The sequence below is a fragment of the Streptococcus sp. SN3 genome, assembly GCF_030439905.1.
Genome location: NZ_JAQFJF010000007.1, coordinates 40,555 through 57,513, shown reverse-complemented (window position 1 = coordinate 57,513; position 16,959 = coordinate 40,555). Strand labels below are relative to the sequence as shown.

At 38.8% G+C, this 16,959-nt stretch carries 16 protein-coding genes, 1 tRNA gene and 1 pseudogene; 11 read left to right on the top strand and 7 right to left on the bottom strand.

The genetic code is table 11. The annotated features are described in order from the left end of the window. Nucleotides 1-52: 52 nt before the first annotated feature. Both PCY71_RS11750 and PCY71_RS11745 read left to right on the top strand, forming a co-directional pair. Nucleotides 53-682 (top strand): HD domain-containing protein, encoded by a 630-nt coding sequence (locus tag PCY71_RS11750; RefSeq protein ID WP_301412683.1) that lies wholly within the window; start codon nucleotides 53-55, stop codon nucleotides 680-682. Between the two features lie 160 nt (nucleotides 683-842). Continuing rightward, a complete protein-coding gene (locus PCY71_RS11745) occupies nucleotides 843-1,853 on the top strand; it encodes an acyltransferase (RefSeq protein WP_003070717.1) in 1,011 nt (336 codons plus the stop codon). A gap of 69 nt (nucleotides 1,854-1,922) precedes the next feature. Here PCY71_RS11745 and PCY71_RS11740 read toward each other — a convergent pair. From PCY71_RS11740 to PCY71_RS11730, 3 genes and pseudogenes are all read right to left on the bottom strand, one after another. Then, nucleotides 1,923-2,909 (bottom strand): annotated as a pseudogene (locus tag PCY71_RS11740) (transposase); the annotation flags it as partial. A gap of 152 nt (nucleotides 2,910-3,061) precedes the next feature. Continuing rightward, a tRNA-Lys gene (locus PCY71_RS11735) sits at nucleotides 3,062-3,134 on the bottom strand. A 272-nt stretch (nucleotides 3,135-3,406) separates the two neighbouring features. Further along, nucleotides 3,407-4,678, bottom strand: coding sequence for a replication-associated recombination protein A (locus PCY71_RS11730; protein ID WP_301412682.1), 1,272 nt, complete (start codon nucleotides 4,676-4,678; stop codon nucleotides 3,407-3,409). A 101-nt stretch (nucleotides 4,679-4,779) separates the two neighbouring features. Between PCY71_RS11730 and PCY71_RS11725 the strand changes: the two genes are divergently transcribed. From PCY71_RS11725 to dtd, 8 genes are all read left to right on the top strand, one after another. Beyond that, nucleotides 4,780-5,250, top strand: coding sequence for a DUF3013 family protein (locus PCY71_RS11725; RefSeq protein ID WP_003070713.1), 471 nt, complete (start codon nucleotides 4,780-4,782; stop codon nucleotides 5,248-5,250). A 49-nt stretch (nucleotides 5,251-5,299) separates the two neighbouring features. Beyond that, complete coding sequence (locus PCY71_RS11720) at nucleotides 5,300-5,746, top strand: NUDIX hydrolase (RefSeq protein WP_301412681.1); 447 nt, start codon at nucleotides 5,300-5,302, stop codon at nucleotides 5,744-5,746. Next, entirely contained in the window at nucleotides 5,743-6,213 is a 471-nt protein-coding gene (locus PCY71_RS11715) for a GNAT family N-acetyltransferase (RefSeq protein ID WP_039677635.1), read from the top strand. The genes PCY71_RS11720 and PCY71_RS11715 overlap by 4 nt, the downstream gene beginning before the upstream one ends. 15 nt (nucleotides 6,214-6,228) lie before the next feature. Beyond that, the gene (prmA, locus tag PCY71_RS11710) at nucleotides 6,229-7,182 is read left to right on the top strand and encodes a 50S ribosomal protein L11 methyltransferase (protein WP_301412680.1); all 954 of its coding nucleotides are present in this window, start codon (nucleotides 6,229-6,231) and stop codon (nucleotides 7,180-7,182) included. Next, complete coding sequence (locus PCY71_RS11705) at nucleotides 7,183-7,926, top strand: 16S rRNA (uracil(1498)-N(3))-methyltransferase (RefSeq protein ID WP_049493486.1); 744 nt, start codon at nucleotides 7,183-7,185, stop codon at nucleotides 7,924-7,926. Nucleotides 7,927-8,090: 164 nt separating this feature from the next. Next, complete coding sequence (locus tag PCY71_RS11700) at nucleotides 8,091-8,237, top strand: hypothetical protein (RefSeq protein ID WP_003070706.1); 147 nt, start codon at nucleotides 8,091-8,093, stop codon at nucleotides 8,235-8,237. 173 nt (nucleotides 8,238-8,410) lie between these two features. Further along, nucleotides 8,411-10,627: a bifunctional (p)ppGpp synthetase/guanosine-3',5'-bis(diphosphate) 3'-pyrophosphohydrolase gene (locus PCY71_RS11695; RefSeq protein WP_301412679.1), complete on the top strand. Its 2,217-nt coding sequence runs from the start codon at nucleotides 8,411-8,413 to the stop codon at nucleotides 10,625-10,627. 79 nt (nucleotides 10,628-10,706) lie between these two features. Then, nucleotides 10,707-11,150 (top strand): D-aminoacyl-tRNA deacylase, encoded by a 444-nt coding sequence (gene dtd, locus PCY71_RS11690; RefSeq protein ID WP_003070704.1) that lies wholly within the window; start codon nucleotides 10,707-10,709, stop codon nucleotides 11,148-11,150. 135 nt (nucleotides 11,151-11,285) lie between these two features. On the opposite strand, the gene PCY71_RS11685 is transcribed toward dtd, so the two are convergent. The 4 genes from PCY71_RS11685 to PCY71_RS11670 form a co-directional block, all read right to left on the bottom strand. Continuing rightward, nucleotides 11,286-11,936 carry a metal-dependent transcriptional regulator gene (locus tag PCY71_RS11685; protein WP_003070703.1) on the bottom strand — a complete coding sequence of 217 codons (651 nt, stop codon included), beginning with the start codon at nucleotides 11,934-11,936 and terminating at the stop codon, nucleotides 11,286-11,288. Nucleotides 11,937-12,086: 150 nt separating this feature from the next. Beyond that, nucleotides 12,087-13,019, bottom strand: a complete 933-nt coding sequence (locus tag PCY71_RS11680) for a metal ABC transporter substrate-binding protein (protein ID WP_003070702.1) — start codon at nucleotides 13,017-13,019, stop codon at nucleotides 12,087-12,089. A gap of 34 nt (nucleotides 13,020-13,053) precedes the next feature. Further along, nucleotides 13,054-13,902 carry a metal ABC transporter permease gene (locus PCY71_RS11675; protein WP_003037625.1) on the bottom strand — a complete coding sequence of 283 codons (849 nt, stop codon included), beginning with the start codon at nucleotides 13,900-13,902 and terminating at the stop codon, nucleotides 13,054-13,056. A 1-nt stretch (nucleotide 13,903) separates the two neighbouring features. Continuing rightward, entirely contained in the window at nucleotides 13,904-14,623 is a 720-nt protein-coding gene (locus tag PCY71_RS11670; RefSeq protein ID WP_049493483.1) for a metal ABC transporter ATP-binding protein, read from the bottom strand. 175 nt (nucleotides 14,624-14,798) lie between these two features. Here PCY71_RS11670 and PCY71_RS11665 point away from each other — a divergent pair, with 175 nt between their 5' ends. Continuing rightward, nucleotides 14,799-16,694 carry a M13 family metallopeptidase gene (locus PCY71_RS11665; protein WP_301412678.1) on the top strand — a complete coding sequence of 632 codons (1,896 nt, stop codon included), beginning with the start codon at nucleotides 14,799-14,801 and terminating at the stop codon, nucleotides 16,692-16,694. The last annotated feature ends 265 nt before the right edge of the window (nucleotides 16,695-16,959 follow it).

Here is a 16,959-nt window from a genome sequence, read left to right as displayed (position 1 = left end):
GTTTCGAAATAGCTTCGAGATTTTTGTATACATCAATAAAAAAGAGAGACAGATGATAACTGATCGACAAACGAAAATTCTTCAAGAAGCTAGAGATTTTGCTTATGCTGAACTGAAAGACGAAACAAGCGGACATGATTGGTGGCATATTGTACGTGTCACAAATATTGCTGTAGAAATTGCCAAACAAGAACGAGCAGATGTTTTTATTTGTGAGCTAGCTGCCTTGCTACATGATATAGCTGACGGGAAATTAAATGAGAGTGAAGAAGTGGGCTTGCAAAAGGTTGAGCAATGGCTACAGAATCATCAGGCTTCAGAGGCGGAAATAGCTCATGTGTTAGAGATTGTTTCAACAATGTCATTTAAAGGTGATCATCAACAGAAGAATATCAGCACTTTGGAGGGCAAAATTGTTCAAGATGCCGACCGATTGGATGCGATTGGAGCGATTGGAATAGCGCGAGCTATGGCTTATTCAGGTCATATGGGGAGACCGATTCACGATCCAGATTTGCAGCCGAGAGAAAACATGACATTGGAAGAATATCGTACTGGGAAGAGTTCAGCTATCATGCATTTCTATGAGAAATTACTCAAATTAAAAGACATGATGAATACCGCTGCTGCTCAAAAAATGGCAGAAAGTAGACATCGCTTTTTGGAAGAATATTATGAATAATGTCATTATGCTAATTTTGCTAAGGATAATTTAGAAACCATCGATGTCTACATTAAAAGACTCAAAGACAATTACATTTTTGAGATTGACAATCTTGATGATTTAGATAGTTTGAAAGATTTTTTAATAAGAAAAAATAAATGTTATTTATGGAGTTAGAATGAGAAAAATAGGTTTAGACTTTTTAAAGATTTTTGCTTGTATTGGAGTTGTATTAATTCATACAACTATTTGGGGTTTCACTAATACTGTCAATGGAATTGACATGATAGGTCAGTTTAATTTATACTCTTACTTATTTTATTTAGGTGTTTACGCGGTTCCTATATTTTTTATGTTGAATGGTTATTTTCTTCTTCAAAAAAAGCAGTTAAGTTATACTTATATGTTTAATAAAATAAAAGGAATTATATTAGTCACAGTCTTCTGGAATTTAATTATTTGGATATTTAAAGCAGATTTTGCTCAAAATCCTATCCGGAAAATATTTGAGGCTTTTAATCAGGGAGGTTATTTACCTCAGTTTTGGTTTATGACTTCTCTTCTTATTATTTATCTCTCACTACCTTACCTTGCTGCTATTTTAAATAGCGAGAAGAGATACTTTATTTTATTATTTGTTTTGTTAAGTATAGGTTTCCTAGTGGAGGGATTGAATCTTTCTGGAAAAATCATTCAATATAAGATTCCTCAATATTTAAGATTGTGGACATGGTACTTTTATTATGTGTTAGGGGGGTATCTTTCTTTACCAAATAATCGAATTCTACATTTTCTTAATATAAAGAGAAATCAAAATTTTGTAATAAGTTTAGTACTGCTATCTCCAATTTATTTATTTATCATTTCTAAATATTTTTATCATACCATATCAGTTGAGTACTTTTACGACAGTATATTTGTAAAAGTACTCTGTTTAGGAATTTTTATTTTATTTTTTAATCTGCATCTTTCTTCAACAAAGTTTAATAATCTAGTTTATTTTTTATCCTCATTAACAATGGGGGTTTATATCGTCCACATGCCACTAAAAAAACTTTGGGAAGCAAAGGTTGGATTTGACTTTAACTATTCAATAAGTATTTATTGTTTATTTGTACTATCTGCTAGTTTTATGATTGCAGCCTGTATTGCTAGACTACCTAAAATTAGTAGATTTATTAAATTGTAGTGCAGACTCTAGAATAAGAGCTCTTTGTCAACTGCAGTGGGTGCCAATACCCAGTACCAAGAGGGAACTTTATTGGTTCTCTTTTTTGGTGTTTAGTATGATGACAATCTTCTTAAAGTTTGGGAAATTTCCAAATCCAAAGCTTTGGTGTTTGATGTCTTTGATGAGCTTGTTGGTAGCTTCTGATTTGGCATTGGAATAGGTGTTTTTAAATGAATTAATAATGATAATGTGGGGTTTCAGGTTTTCAAAACAGTTTGGAATAGTGGGTTAACCTTGCTCTTGTTCTCTTCTATAAGTTCAAAGAATTACTCATCATTCTGAAATAAAAGCAACTGGTAGAAGTTGTAATAATAGGTTAGTTCTTCCGAAAAATTTTTTAATTGTTGTACGACTTCCCTTGATGTGAAATGACTTCTGAAAGTATAGCTATAAAAGAGCTTATTATTCAACTTCCAATTGTCTTTCATAATGAATTTTCAATGATATTTCATGGACAATAAGGGAGAGATTCCTGATCAAATTGTTTTATAATTTGGATACGAGGATTGTTCATAGCACATTTCAAGTGCTGTACAATATGGAAACGATTTAAAGTGATTTCTACGTTTGGAAAGAGCCTTCTAGCTAGTGGAATATAAGTCCTAGACATATCTATATGATGAGCTGAACTTGCTGGAATGCTTTTAGAGGAAACTTAAAATGGTATTTTGATGATTGTTATCAAGGATTGTTATTAAATGGCTTATTTTGCATTCATGAGCGATAAAAGCAAACTCACCTAAAACTAAACTCATCCCAAAACATCACCTCTGGCGTACTTTCAAAGGTCTCTTTAAAAGTGAACTGTTCCAGTTTTTGGTAAACAGTTGACGTGGGAATGCGCAGTTTTCGAGCAGTGTCTATAAGACAAAGTTTATCAGTGAGCAAGTCAGCGACTCTTTGTCTGACAAGGTGTGGGATTTGACAATTCTTCTCAACGATTGAAGTCTCAGCTACAATCACTCGTTTACAGATCTTACATTGAAAGCAACGTTTCTTAAGGTGTAAGAGAGTAAGCATTCCATTGCTCAAGGAGAGGGATTTTGGTATAGTTTTTTGTGGGAAAAAGGATTCTCAGTAGTTAAAAAATTATTGTAGAAAATGCAACAAATTTATTTTAAGACGAGTAAAAAAGCCCTTTTTAGGGCTTTTTTGATAAAATTGAATCCTCCCTGTAGGGCTCGAACCTACGACCCATGGATTAAGAGTCCACTGCTCTACCAACTGAGCTAAGGAAGGCAATAAAAAAGCTGTATTGGTGCCGAGTTTTCACGATTTGTATTGAACCCGCGCAATTAAGCAGGTGGGCAACTCGCTCTAACTGAAGCTGCTTCCGCGTGAAACGGCCTGCAAGCTGTTAGAAGTCTTTTGTTTCCCTAATAATACAAAAAATAGTCGGTCAACACTTAAGTGTGAAGTCGTACACCACAGCGTTTCTATAATTATGATACCACAATTTTTGAAAAATTCAAGAGAAAAAATTGATTTTTTGCAAACGATACCACGATTTTTTAGTGGTTTTTGAGTTGATCAATCTTATTTTTAGTCATTCCAAGGGCTCGTTCGTACTTTCCATTTTCGTTCGGAGTGAAATAATCAGCATTTTTTATTTTTTCAGGAAGATAGTTTTGCTGTACCCAGTTACCAGGATAGTTATGTGGATATTTGTAATCTTGGGCATTTCCCAGCTCCTTACTGCCAGCGTAGTGACCGTCTCGTAGATGGCGAGGGATAGCGAGATTTCCGTTCTGGCGCAAGTCAGAGAGTGCTTTGTCTATGGCTACGTAGGCCGAGTTGGACTTAGGAGAAAGTGCTAGGTCAATGACAATGTTGGCAATGAGGATGCGAGCTTCTGGGAACCCAATTTTTTGAGCGGCTTCAAGTGCGGTCACTGTATGAATCTGAGCATCGGGATTTGCCAAACCAATGTCTTCATAAGCAATGACCGTCAGGCGTCGTGCGAGGCTGGGAAGGTCTCCAGCTTCAATCAAGCGAGCTGCATAATGGAGACTGGCATTGACATCAGACCCCCGAATAGACTTCTGTAAGGCGGACAGGACGTCATAGTGACCATCCCCGTCCTTGTCCATAGTGATGTAGCTCTTTTGTAGGCTGTTTTCCATAATATCCAGAGTGATATGGCGAACGCCTGAATTATCCGCTGAGGTAGAGAGGACTGCTAAATCTAGAGAATTAAAGGCTGAGCGCAGATCTCCATTCGTGGAAGTGGCAATGAAGTCCAGTGCGTCATCATCTAATTGGACAGGAAAATCAAAACCTCGTTCGGTGTCTGCCAAGGCTGTTTGAATAGCTTGTTTAATATCGTCATTTGTCAGAGGCTCCAGCTCGAAAATCTGTACCCGGCTGCGAATAGCGGGAGTGACGGAGAAAAAAGGATTTTCTGTTGTGGCACCAATCATGATGATTAGACCGTTTTCTAACAGAGGGAGGAGGAAGTCCTGCTTTGTCTTATCCAAACGGTGAATCTCGTCTAAAAGTAGCACCAAACCATCAGAGAACTTGGCTTCTTCCGCAATCTCTTGCAGACGCTTCTTACTATCAACGGTAGCATTAAAGGTCCGAAAAGCAAATTTTGTAGTACCAGCGATGGCAGAAGCAATGGAAGTCTTACCGATGCCGGGCGGTCCGTAGAGAATCATAGAAGACAGACGATTGGCTTCCACCATGCGACGAATAATTTTTCCTTCGCCGACCAGATGTTTCTGACCGATGACCTGATCAATATTTTTAGGTCGCATGCGGATAGCTAAATTTTCTGGCATACGTTTTCCTCCTTATTGGTATTCTTTTCAACTGTTCTGATTTATGTTACTATAGTTGTATCTATTTTAACACATTTTAAAGGATTGGAGAGAGGCTGGCTATGGTTAAATATGGATTTTTGGATATATTAAATGAAGAAATGGGGCAATGCTTTCCATTTGACTATGAGATAAACTGGGATAAGAAGAATCATGCCGTAGAAGTGTCCTTTCTCTTAGAAGTACAAAATGCAAATGGCATCGAACTGTTAGATGTGGATGGAGAAAGTAGCACAGAAGACATTTTCTTTGAAGAAAGCGTTCTCTTTTATAATCCTGCCAAGTCTCACTTTGAAACAGAGGATTATCTAACAGTTGTCCCTTACGAGCCAAAAAAAGGTTTGTCTCGTGAATTCTTGACCTACTTTGTGGATTTTTTGAAGCAGACAGCCGAAGAGGGATTAGATGCTCTCATGGATTTTCTGGCAGATCCAGCGGCAGAGGAATTTGAAATTGTCTGGAATAATAAAGCTTTTGAAAAAGCCAGAGCAGATTTGAAAGAGACGGACTTTTATCCTTATCCGAGATACTGAAATACAAGCATGTCCAAGAAGAACACTGATTTTACGGAGGTAGGGAAGAATGAGTGATATGACTGTTTTGTATCAAACGTTTGATTTTTCAGGTTGTAAAATTGCTTTGCTGCATGGTGATACAATTTTAACCATTTTAAGAGACGATATTCCCACTATTCCTTATCCCAATATGTGGGATTTTCCTGGCGGTGGGAGAGAAAAGGAAGAAACACCTTTTGAGTGTATCAAGCGAGAAGTTTTTGAGGAATTAGGCATTACGATTAAGGAAAGCTCAATTCTTTGGATCAAAGCCTACCAAGGCATTGTCAATCCGGCTAAGACCTCTGTGTTTATAGTGGGAGTGATTAGCCAGAAGGAGATTGATCAGATTATCTTTGGTAATGAAGGACAGGGCTACAAATTGGTAAATATAGAAGAATTATTAGCAGATGAAAACGTTATTCCACAGTTGAAAAGTAGATTGAGAGATTATTTGGAGGAGGTTCAAAGATGATTTATATAGAACAAGCAGAAGCTACAGATTTAGAAACCATTGTCAGTATTCAGCGGGCTGCTTTTAAGGCAGTTTATGACAAATATCAGGATGAGTATGATCCTTATCTGGAAGAACGGGAGCGCATCCAGTGGAAGCTGGCAGAACGTCCTAATAGCTTTTATTATTTTGTCAAGGATGATGAGGAAGTGTGTGGGTTTATCCGTATCCAGACTAACGATGAGCAGACAGAGTGTTGGCTGGGAACAGCGGCGATTCTGCCCGATTATCAAGGCCGGGGAATTGGTTCAGCAGGTTTGAAACTTGTAGAAGAACAGTTCTCAGCTGCCAAACAATGGGATTTGTGCACTGTCTTGCAGGATGAGGGTATGGTGGCCTTTTATGAGAAAAATGGCTACCGGAAAACCCGTATCAAGCCGGAAAAAGAGGATATGGATATGGTTTATATGACCAAAACAATTGAGTGAAAGAAGGAGTGAGAAATGGATACATGGCAGGAGTTAACGATTGAGGTAGATAGGGAATCCGAGGAAGCGACAGCCAATATTTTGATTGAGTCAGGCTGTCAGGGCGTGGCTATTGATGACAGTGCAGACTATTTGGGTCAGGTGGGTATCTATGGGGAGATTTTCCCAGAGGTTAAGCAAGAGAAACAGGTCCGAATCACTGGCTACTATCCTGATACGGTAGATATGGAGGTGGTCAAGGCCCAGGTCCACGCCCGGCTGAAAGAGCTGACAGAGTTTGGCTTAGAAACGGGTCAGGTCTGTTTGACTCAGCAAGAATTGGCAGAGCAAGACTGGGCGGACAATTGGAAAAAATATTTTGAACCAGCTCGAATTACCCATGATTTGACTATTGTGCCATCATGGACGGAGTATGAGGCGACAGCTGGTGAGAAGATTATCAAGCTAGATCCTGGCATGGCCTTTGGCACAGGGACTCACTCAACGACCAAGATGAGTCTCTTTGCCTTAGAACAAGTACTACGAGGTGGTGAGACGGTGCTGGATGTGGGGACGGGGAGTGGAGTCCTTTCTATAGCGAGCTCACTCTTGGGTGCAAAAAAGATTTATGCGTATGATTTAGACAAAATAGCTGTACGTGTGGCGCAGGAGAATATTGAACTGAATGCAAATATGGAGAATATTCAGGTAGCTACTGGCGATCTCTTGCGGGGTGTGGATATTAAAGCGAATGTCATTGTAGCCAATATTTTAGCGGATATTCTGGTAAATCTGACTGATGATGCATACCGTTTGCTCAAGAATGAAGGCTACCTGATTATGAGTGGGATTATTTCTGAGAAGTGGGAAATGGTGCGCGAGTCAGCGGAAGCGGCAGGATTTTTCATGGAAACACATATGATTCAGGGCGAATGGAATGCTTGTGTATTTAAGAAAACACAGGATATTTCCGGCGTGATAGGAGGCTAAATGCAGCAGTATTTTATCGAGGGAGTCGTCCAATCCCCACTGACTGTGAGGGACAAGGATACAGTGAAGCATATGTTTTCTGTTATGCGTTTGGTAGAAGATGATGAGGTAGTACTGGTTTTTGAGGATGGTATTAAACGCCTAGCAAGAGTTGCAGATAGAGAGCGCCATGTGCTGAATCTGGTAGAAGATTTACCAGACAACGCGGAGCTGCCGATTCATGTGACGATTGCTTCTGGCTTTCCCAAAGGAGACAAGCTGGAATGGGTAGCTCAGAAAACGACGGAACTGGGTGCAGCTGCTATCTGGGCCTTTCCGGCCGACTGGTCTGTTGCCAAGTGGGACGGTAAGAAACTTGCTAAAAAAGCAGACAAACTAGAGAAGATTGTTTTGGGAGCAGCAGAGCAGAGCAAACGCAATTGGGTACCAGAAGTTCGACTTTTCGAGAAGAAAATTGATTTTTTAGATTGTTTGAGCCAGTTTGACCGTGTTATTGTAGCTTATGAGGAATCTGCTAAAGAGGGAGAGTCTGCTGCTTTGGTAAAGGCTGTGACAGAACTCAAAAAAGGAAGTCGGATTTTATTTATTTTTGGTCCAGAAGGTGGCCTGTCTCCAGCAGAAATTGCCACATTGGAAGAGATGGGAGCTATACTTGCAGGGCTGGGTCCACGTATCTTGCGGACAGAGACAGCTCCGCTTTACGCACTCAGTGCAGTCAGTGTACTGACAGAGCTACTGCAATAGGGAAAAATCATTGGGAAAGCTAATTTCTATTGTCCTTAACTCCTAACTTTGGTATAATATAAGTGAAATATCTAGCTTAGCTAGAAAGGATGGAAGTACAGGAACAAATTTGCTAGCTAGATGACGAAAAATGCTTTTGCTTGATAAGGAGAGGAGGTTCAATCATGTCTTTATCTACCTTATTTGAGTTGTTGATTGCTATGCTAGGCGTTGTATCAGCTTGCTATCTCATTTATGCTTATGTTGAATTTATCGGAGATATGTTGCATACTGAAAAACATCACTTCTTCCATCACAACCCGCCTATTTAAAGACGGGCTTTTTACCTGAAATGGTGCCCTGTTCTTTTTCCTAGTATTGGGGAAATGGTATTGAATCTGCAGCTTTTAGGTATTTCTTATGATTCTATTGCTTTCTTCTGTATTTCCTTGTTTTCATATCGGTCTAAAAATGATAAAATGGTAGGAAGAACTGGAGAGAGAAAATGCCAAAAGAAGTGAATTTGACGGGCGATCAAGTGGTCGCTCTTACTAGAAAATATTTATCATCAGAAGACGTCACCTTGATTCAAAAAGCTCTTTTTTATGCGGTAGATTGGCATCGGGGGCAATTTCGCCAATCAGGTGAGCCATATATCATCCATCCGATTCAAGTGGCAGGGATTTTAGCTAAGCTAAAGTTGGATGCGGTCAGTGTCGCTTGCGGTTTTTTACATGATGTTGTAGAAGACACAGCTGCAACTTTGGACGATTTGGAAGGCGAATTTGGACATGATGTGCGCGTGATTGTCGATGGTGTGACCAAACTTGGTAAAGTCAAGTATATGTCTCACGAGGAACAGTTGGCTGAAAACCACCGCAAAATGCTAATGGCGATGTCCAAGGATATCCGTGTCATTTTGGTAAAACTAGCAGACCGTTTGCACAATATGAGAACACTTAAGCACCTGCGCAAAGACAAACAGGAACGCATCTCACGCGAAACCATGGAAATTTATGCTCCATTAGCTCATCGTTTGGGGATTTCGAGCGTCAAATGGGAACTAGAAGATTTGGCTTTTCGATATTTGAATCCGACAGAGTTTTATAAGATTTCTCACCTGATGAAGGAAAAACGTCGGGAACGTGAGGATTTAGTTGACGAAGTGGTTCACAAGATTGAAACCTATGCTTCTGAGCGCAATCTTCATGGGCAAATCTATGGTCGTCCTAAACATATTTACTCCATTTATCGGAAAATGCAGGACAAGAAAAAGCGTTTTGATGAGATTTATGACTTGATCGCTATTCGTTGCATTTTAGATACGCAAAGTGATGTGTATGCTATGTTGGGCTACATTCATGAACTCTGGCGACCAATGCCCGGACGTTTTAAAGATTATATTGCTAATCGCAAGGCAAATGGTTACCAGTCAATCCATACGACCGTCTATGGGCCTAAGGGACCGATTGAGTTTCAAATTCGGACCAAAGAAATGCACGAAGTGGCAGAATACGGGGTTGCTGCACACTGGGCCTATAAAAAAGGTATTAAAGGGCAGGTTGATAGCAAAGAATCGGCGATTGGGATGAATTGGATTAAGGAGATGATGGAACTCCAAGACCAGTCCAATGATGCACAGGATTTTGTGGATTCCGTCAAGGAAAATTACCTTGCTGAAGAAATCTATGTCTTCACGCCGGATGGTGCTGTTCGTTCGCTGCCAAAAGACTCAGGACCGATTGATTTTGCCTATGAAATCCATACAAAAGTGGGTGAAAAAGCGGTTGGTGCAAAGGTAAATGGTCGCATGGTGCCCTTGACTACGAAGTTAAAAACAGGGGACCAAGTTGAGATTATTACCAGTTCCAATTCCTTTGGACCGAGTCGTGACTGGATTAACCTTGTTAAGACTAGCAAGGCACGCAATAAAATTCGTCAATTTTTCAAAAATCAAGACAAGGAATTATCCATTTCTAAAGGTCGAGAACTTCTGCAAGCACAATTTCAAGAAAATGGCTATGTGGCTAACAAATACATGGACAAAAGACACATGGAAGAAGTCCTGCAAAAAACGAGTTACAAAACAGAAGAAACTCTTTTTGCGGCGATTGGTTTTGGTGAAGTTAGTGCTGTTTCGATTTTTAATCGTTTGACAGAAAGAGAACGCCGTGAAGAAGAGCGTGCTAAAGCAAGAGCTGAAGCAGAAGAGCTTGTTAAGGGCGGTGAAGTCAAGGTTGAAAACAAGGACACCCTCAAGGTCAAACATGAGGGCGGCGTCATTATCCAAGGTGCGTCAGGGCTTTTGATACGGATTGCCAAATGTTGTAATCCAGTTCCTGGTGATGAGATTGTCGGGTACATTACAAAGGGGCGCGGGGTTGCCATTCATCGTAAGGACTGTATGAATCTGCGAGCGCAGGAAAATTATGAGCAGCGCTTGATTGATGTCGAATGGGAAGACAATAGTTCTGTTAAGGAATATACTGCTCACATTGATATATATGGTCTCAATCGCACTGGCCTTTTGAATGATGTCTTGCAAGTCTTGTCCAACACAACCAAAAATATTTCCACCGTCAATGCACAGCCAACCAAAGATATGAAATTTGCCAATATCCATGTTTCTTTCGGAATTGCTAATCTATCTATGCTGACAACAGTAGTTGATAAGATTAAGAGTGTGCCGGAAGTCTATTCGGTTAAACGGACAAATGGCTAAGTGAGAACAGCAGAGCAGAAAGATTCTACTCAAGCAATCTCTTGTGATTTTTTCTCAATATAAAAATAGGAAGTTCAAAATGAAAATAGTGATTCAGCGTGTGAAGCGAGCTTCGGTATCAATTGATAGCGAACTTTACAATCAGATTCAGCAAGGACTGCTGTTACTAGTCGGTGTAGCACCAGATGATGCTCAAGAAGATGTAGAATATGCAGCAAGAAAAATTGCCAATATGCGGATTTTTTCAGATAAAGAAGATAAAATGAATTTATCTGTCGAAGATGTGAAAGGAGAAATTCTCTCTATTTCTCAATTTACCCTTTACGCAGATACAAAAAAAGGGAATCGTCCAGCTTTTACAGGCGCTGCTCAACCAGACTTGGCTAGTCAATTGTATGATGATTTTAACGAATTGCTAGGTCGAGAAATACCTGTTAAAACAGGTGTTTTCGCGGCTGATATGCAGGTTGAGTTAACCAATGACGGACCGGTGACGATTGTGTTAGATACGAAGAATCGTTGAGAAAATGATAAATAAAACCGAGTCTGGAACACTTTTGTTCCAGACTCGGTTACTTTCTAGAATAAAACTCAATACGAAGTAGTTGAGTGACCTCTAATGCACTGATGTTAGAAGCTTTGACAGTCCCTCTTCCTTTTAGAGCGTTTCCACATAAAGTTGTTGGGCAATCGTTGAATTGATTTGCAGCTCTTTTTCATTTACTTTGAGCAAATATAGTTGAGCATAAGGATCGTATTGCTCCAGAATCAGCGTATCTCCCAGATGTAAATCGTGTTTTTCCAAATATTTTAATAATTCAAACTCATCATGAACTCTTGCTAAGCGATAGACTCCAGCATTTTGGACTTGGTTTAACGTTAACTGGTATTTTTCAACCAGTAATTCACCTTTTTGGGGAATGGTCCCGCCATGAGGACAAGTTTCTGGGTAATCCAACATTTTTTCCAATCGCTCGACAAATAATTCTGAAACAGTGTGTTCTAAGACTTCTGCTTCTTCATGGATTTGATCTGTTGTAGTGTATTGTAAATTATGTACTAGAAAGTATTCAATTAAACGATGTTTGCGATATAGTTCAGAGACAAGGTGAAGACCAAGATTGGTTAATAAATAGCCCTTAATCTTGTCTTTGATAATTAATTTTTCAGCAATCATCTTTTTAATCATTTCTGTGACAGCTGGAGGGGATACTTGCATTTGAGCAGCAATTTCTTTATTTGTAATTTTTTGACTATGCGTACCAATCTCGTAAATACATTTGAGGTAATCTTCTTTGTTTGGGGTCATGTTGTTTACTCCTTATCGTATTAAGTATACCAAAAATACCTGAAGAATACAGCCGTTAGCCATTTGCTTAGTAGAATGAAGTATTGGCTATTTAGGGAAAATTCAAGTAAAAAGGAACTGGCAATCAATTCCGGCTCCTTTTTCCATTTCTTATTTGCTAAGACCTTCAGCAATTTTATCCAAATTCCATTTCATCATGTCGTAGTAACTATCACCTTTTTCACCTTTTTCAGCGATTGAATCAGTGAAAATCTTGGCATAAATTGGAATTTTTGTATCTTTTGAAACAGTCTTCATTGGACGGTCATCAACACTACTTTCAACAAAGAGTGATGGCACTTTTGTTTTACGGAGTTTTTCAACCAATGTTTTGATTTGATCTGGAGTTCCTTCTTCTTCAGTGTTGATTTCCCAAATATAAGCAGATGGGACACCATAAGCTTTAGAGAAGTACTTGAAGCAACCTTCGCTGGTAACAATCATTTTCTTTTCAGCAGGAATATTATTGAATTTTGCTTTGGCTTCCTTGTCCAATGTTTCAAGTTTTGCAGTATAAGCTTTCAGATTCTTTTCATAAGTTTCTTTGTTTTTAGGATCTTTTTCAATCAAACGTTTTGCAATGTTTTTAGCATAAATAATTCCGTTTTCAAGATTGAGCCAAGCATGAGGATCTTCTTTTCCTTTTTCATTTTGACCTTCCAGATAGATAACATCCACTCCGTTACTTACAGCATAGTAATCTTTGTTCTCAGTCTTTTTCGCATTTTTGACCAATTTTGTAAACCAAGCATTTCCGCCGGTTTCCAAATTGATACCATTGTAGAAAATCAAATCAGCTTTTGATGTTTTTTTCACATCTTCTGGTAATGGTTCGTATTCATGTGGATCTTTTCCGACAGGAACGATACTGTGCAGATTGATTTTATCACCAGCGATATTTTTGGTAATATCAGCGATGATCGAGTTGGTAGCAACAACATTCAATTTTGAAGATTTGTTGGTAGAAGTTCCTTTTTGACCAGCGCAGGCAGCAAGCCCGACGATGGCTAAAAACAGAACGGCGATAAAACCTAATTTTTTCATATAAGGTTCTCCTTTAATAAATGAAATACTAATTTTATTTTAGCTTGGGTTTATTTTTTAGTTTGTTAAATCGTTGTTTTGGAGCGATAAAGAAACTAATGGCAAAGATAATGGCGGATGTCAGTACAATGCTTGAGCCAGCCGCAACATTAAAGGTATAGCCAATGAAAAGTCCTAAGACAGATGCAATTGCCCCCAAGCTAGAAGACAAGATAATCATCGTTTTAAGACTGTTAGCGTAAAGATAAGCAGTAGCAGCAGGTGTAATCAGCATAGCAACAATCAAAATTGTTCCCACGCTTTGCATAGCTGTAACTGCAACTAGCGTCAAGAGAATCATTAAGAGATAATGATAAAAGTTGACTGGCATCCCCATCGCTTTTGCCAGAAGTGGATCGAAAGATGTAATCAATAATTCTTTGAAGAATAATCCAATAATAATTAGAACAGCGATTCCTACACCAATTGTAATCCACATATCAATGTCTTGCACAGCTAAGATATTTCCAAAAAGAATATGGAAAAGGTCGGTTGAACTATTAGCCACTCCAATCAAAATGACTCCAAGAGCTAAAAAGGAACTAAAAGTTATTCCAATGGCAGTATCACTTTTGATAATTGAATTTCCTTTAATATAAGTAATAATGACTGAAGCTAAAAGTCCAAAAACAATGGCTCCGATAAAGAAGTTGATTCCTAAAATAAAGGAGAGTGCAACTCCTGGCAAGACTGCGTGTGAAATGGCATCGCCCATCAAGGACATGCCTCTTAGGATAATGAAGCAACCAACTGCTCCAGCAACAATCCCGATGACAATGGCCGTAATCAGTGCATTTTGTAGAAAATGGAAATTTTGTAGTCCATCAATAAATTCTGAAAACATATTAGAGACCTCCATTCACAAAAAGCTGAGAGCCATAGGCTTTTTTCAAGTTTTCTTCTGTGAAAGTTGATGAAGTTTTTCCAATGGCAATGAGTTCTTTATTCAAAATTAAAACTTGATCAAAGTAATGTGGGACTTTTCCTAAGTCATGGTGAACAATGAGAATCGTTTTTCCTTGTTCTTTTAGACTGCGTAGCGTTGTCATGATGATTTCTTCACTGATTGAATCAATTCCAACGAATGGTTCATCCAGAAAGATACAGTCAGCTTCTTGTACTAGACAGCGCGCAATCAAGACCCGTTGAAATTGCCCTCCTGACAATTGGCTGATTTGGCGTTCAGCATAATCCTCTAAGCCGACAATGCGTAACGCATTTGTCACCTTGTCCCAGTCTTTGCTTGTTAGTCTGTGGAAGAGTTTCACTTTTGGATACAGTCCAAGAGACACACATTCTTTCACTTTGATAGGAAAGTTGTAGTCAATGTGAATTTTTTGTTCCACATAAGCTACATGGCTAAGTACTTTTGAGAATTCTTTATCATCAAGGTAAGTTTGTCCAACATGATCAATGATGCCCAACATTCCTTTTAAAAGGGTGGATTTACCAGCCCCGTTTGGGCCAATAACTCCCATGATAGTTGGGCCTTGGATTTCCAAAGAAATCTGATTGAGAGCAAGTGTTTCCTGATAAGAAACACTTAAATTTTCGATACGTATCATTTTATACACCCCTACAGTTAATATACATTAAAATAAAAATTAAGTCAAGTTAATTTTTAGAATTTTTAAGAAAAATCAGAAGTAAGGTTTGGCATAAAAATCTCTTTTGATAAAAGTTTGATTATTCAGAATTTTTTTGATAGGATTAAGATAAAACAATGAAAGCGAGAACAAGATGACACGTTTACAAGATGACTTTTTTAATTATGTCAATGGTGAATGGGAAAAAACTGCTGTGATTCCTGAGGACAAGCCTGTGACAGGTGGATTTATGGATTTGGATCAAGATATTGAAAAATTGATGCTAGCAACAACTGATAAATGGTTAGCAGGTCAAGATGTTCCAGAAGATCCAATTTTGCAAAATTTTGTGAAATACCACCGTTTGGTGGCAGATTTTGACGGACGGGAACGAGCAGGAGTTACCCCTGCAATGCCGCTTGTGGAAGAATATAAAGCTTTAAGTTCTTTCAAGGAGTTTGCAGCGAAGATTGCTGAGTATGAAATGGCTGGAAAGCCGAATACTTTTACTTTTGACGTCGCGCCAGACTTTATGAATGCTAAAATGAATGTTCTCTGGGCCGATGCACCTGGAATCATTTTACCAGATACGACCTATTATGAAGAAGGAAATGAAAAAGGCAAGGAATTGCTGACAATCTGGCGCAAGATGCAGGAAGAATTATTACCTAAATTTGGCTTTTCAGCAGAAGAAACAAAAGATATTTTGGATAAATATCTGGAATTAGATGCTAAATTAGCTAAGTATGTCCTTTCCAATGAAGAAACTTCAGAATATGTGAAGTTATATCACCCTTATGATTGGGCAGATTTCACGAAGCTCGCTCCAGAATTGCCACTTGATGCAATTTTTACAGAGATTTTGGGACAAAGCCCAGACAAGGTGATTGTTCCTCAAGAGCGTTTTTGGAAAGATTTTGCAGCGAAATATTATTCAGAAGAAAATTGGGAATATTTGCATGCAGCACTGAAATTATTCTCTACTGGAGCATGGACTTCCTTGCTAACAGAAGAAATTCGCGTCCTTTCAGGTACCTATGTGCGTGCTATTTCAGGCGTTCCAGAAGCTCGTCCAAAAGAAAAAGCAGCTTATCAACTAGCACAAGCACCTTATAACCAAGCCCTCGGTCTTTGGTATGCAAAAGAGAAATTCTCACCAGAAGCCAAAGCAGATGTGGAACATAAGGTCAAGACGATGATTGATGTCTATAAATCACGCTTAGAAACAGCTGATTGGCTTGCTAAGGAGACACGGGACAAGGCCATTGTCAAACTCAATGTTATCACTCCACATATTGGTTATCCAGAGAAATTGCCAGAAACTTATGCGAAAAAAGTGATTGATGAACAGCTCGGTTTAATTGAAAATGCTCAAAATTTAGCGAAAGTAGCCATTGCACACACTTGGAGTAAATGGAACAAAGAAGTGGATCGTAGTGAATGGCACATGCCAGCTCATCTGGTAAATGCCTACTATGATCCACAACAAAATCAGATTGTTTTTCCAGCCGCTATTCTTCAAGCACCTTTTTATGATTTGCATCAATCTTCATCAGCAAACTATGGCGGAATCGGTGCAGTAATTGCGCATGAAATCTCTCATGCTTTTGACTCAAACGGTGCTTCCTTTGACGAGCATGGTAGCCTTAAAAATTGGTGGAAGCCAGAAGACTACGAAGCTTTCACAGCTCGGACTCAGAAGGTGATTGAGCAATTTGACGGACAAGATTCTTACGGAGCTAAAGTCAATGGAAAGCTGACTGTTTCAGAAAATATTGCAGACCTCGGTGGGATTGCGGCAGCACTGGAAGCAGCTAAGAAAGAAGCTGACTTCTCTGCGGAAGAATTTTTTACCAACTTTGCTCGTATCTGGCGCATGAAAGCTCGTCCAGAATATATGCAAATGCTAGCAAGTGTAGATGTGCATGCTCCCGGAAAACTTCGGACGAATGTTCAATTGCCAAACTTTGATGATTTCTTTACAACTTTTGATGTTAAAGAAGGCGACGGCATGTGGCGCAAACCAGAAGATCGCGTGATTATTTGGTAATTTCAACGTTTGTTAGTAGCAGAAGAATATAAAAAGTTCTCAAATGAAAATTGACCTGTATCCCAAAAGTTAGATAAAAAATCTAACTTTTGGGGTATTTTTTATGAATTAAGTTACAAAGACAAAATCCATATCAAGGGGGAAGTTTAAAAAATTTAAAGTAAAATCTCCAGCAAAAGTTAATTGAGATTAGTCACATAATAAATTCAGTTAGTCAAAGCACACTTTTCTCTAATTATGCCTTTTAAAATCGCTTAAAAATGGT

Excerpts from the sequence above, each read along its gene's own strand:
- PCY71_RS11680 (WP_003070702.1), bottom strand. The coding sequence starts at position 13,019 with ATGAAAAAATTAGGTTTTATCGCCGTTCTGTTTTTAGCCATCGTCGGG.
- PCY71_RS11705 (WP_049493486.1), top strand. The coding sequence starts at position 7,183 with ATGCAGCAGTATTTTATCGAGGGAGTCGTCCAATCCCCACTGACTGTG.
- dtd (WP_003070704.1), top strand. The coding sequence starts at position 10,707 with ATGAAAATAGTGATTCAGCGTGTGAAGCGAGCTTCGGTATCAATTGAT.
- PCY71_RS11665 (WP_301412678.1), top strand. The coding sequence starts at position 14,799 with ATGACACGTTTACAAGATGACTTTTTTAATTATGTCAATGGTGAATGG.
- PCY71_RS11720 (WP_301412681.1), top strand. The coding sequence starts at position 5,300 with ATGAGTGATATGACTGTTTTGTATCAAACGTTTGATTTTTCAGGTTGT.
- PCY71_RS11700 (WP_003070706.1), top strand. The coding sequence starts at position 8,091 with ATGTCTTTATCTACCTTATTTGAGTTGTTGATTGCTATGCTAGGCGTT.
- PCY71_RS11730 (WP_301412682.1), bottom strand. The coding sequence starts at position 4,678 with ATGCCAGAAAATTTAGCTATCCGCATGCGACCTAAAAATATTGATCAG.
- PCY71_RS11715 (WP_039677635.1), top strand. The coding sequence starts at position 5,743 with ATGATTTATATAGAACAAGCAGAAGCTACAGATTTAGAAACCATTGTC.
- prmA (WP_301412680.1), top strand. The coding sequence starts at position 6,229 with ATGGATACATGGCAGGAGTTAACGATTGAGGTAGATAGGGAATCCGAG.
- PCY71_RS11750 (WP_301412683.1), top strand. The coding sequence starts at position 53 with ATGATAACTGATCGACAAACGAAAATTCTTCAAGAAGCTAGAGATTTT.
- PCY71_RS11675 (WP_003037625.1), bottom strand. The coding sequence starts at position 13,902 with ATGTTTTCAGAATTTATTGATGGACTACAAAATTTCCATTTTCTACAA.
- PCY71_RS11685 (WP_003070703.1), bottom strand. The coding sequence starts at position 11,936 with ATGACCCCAAACAAAGAAGATTACCTCAAATGTATTTACGAGATTGGT.
- PCY71_RS11670 (WP_049493483.1), bottom strand. The coding sequence starts at position 14,623 with ATGATACGTATCGAAAATTTAAGTGTTTCTTATCAGGAAACACTTGCT.
- PCY71_RS11695 (WP_301412679.1), top strand. The coding sequence starts at position 8,411 with ATGCCAAAAGAAGTGAATTTGACGGGCGATCAAGTGGTCGCTCTTACT.
- PCY71_RS11725 (WP_003070713.1), top strand. The coding sequence starts at position 4,780 with ATGGTTAAATATGGATTTTTGGATATATTAAATGAAGAAATGGGGCAA.
- PCY71_RS11745 (WP_003070717.1), top strand. The coding sequence starts at position 843 with ATGAGAAAAATAGGTTTAGACTTTTTAAAGATTTTTGCTTGTATTGGA.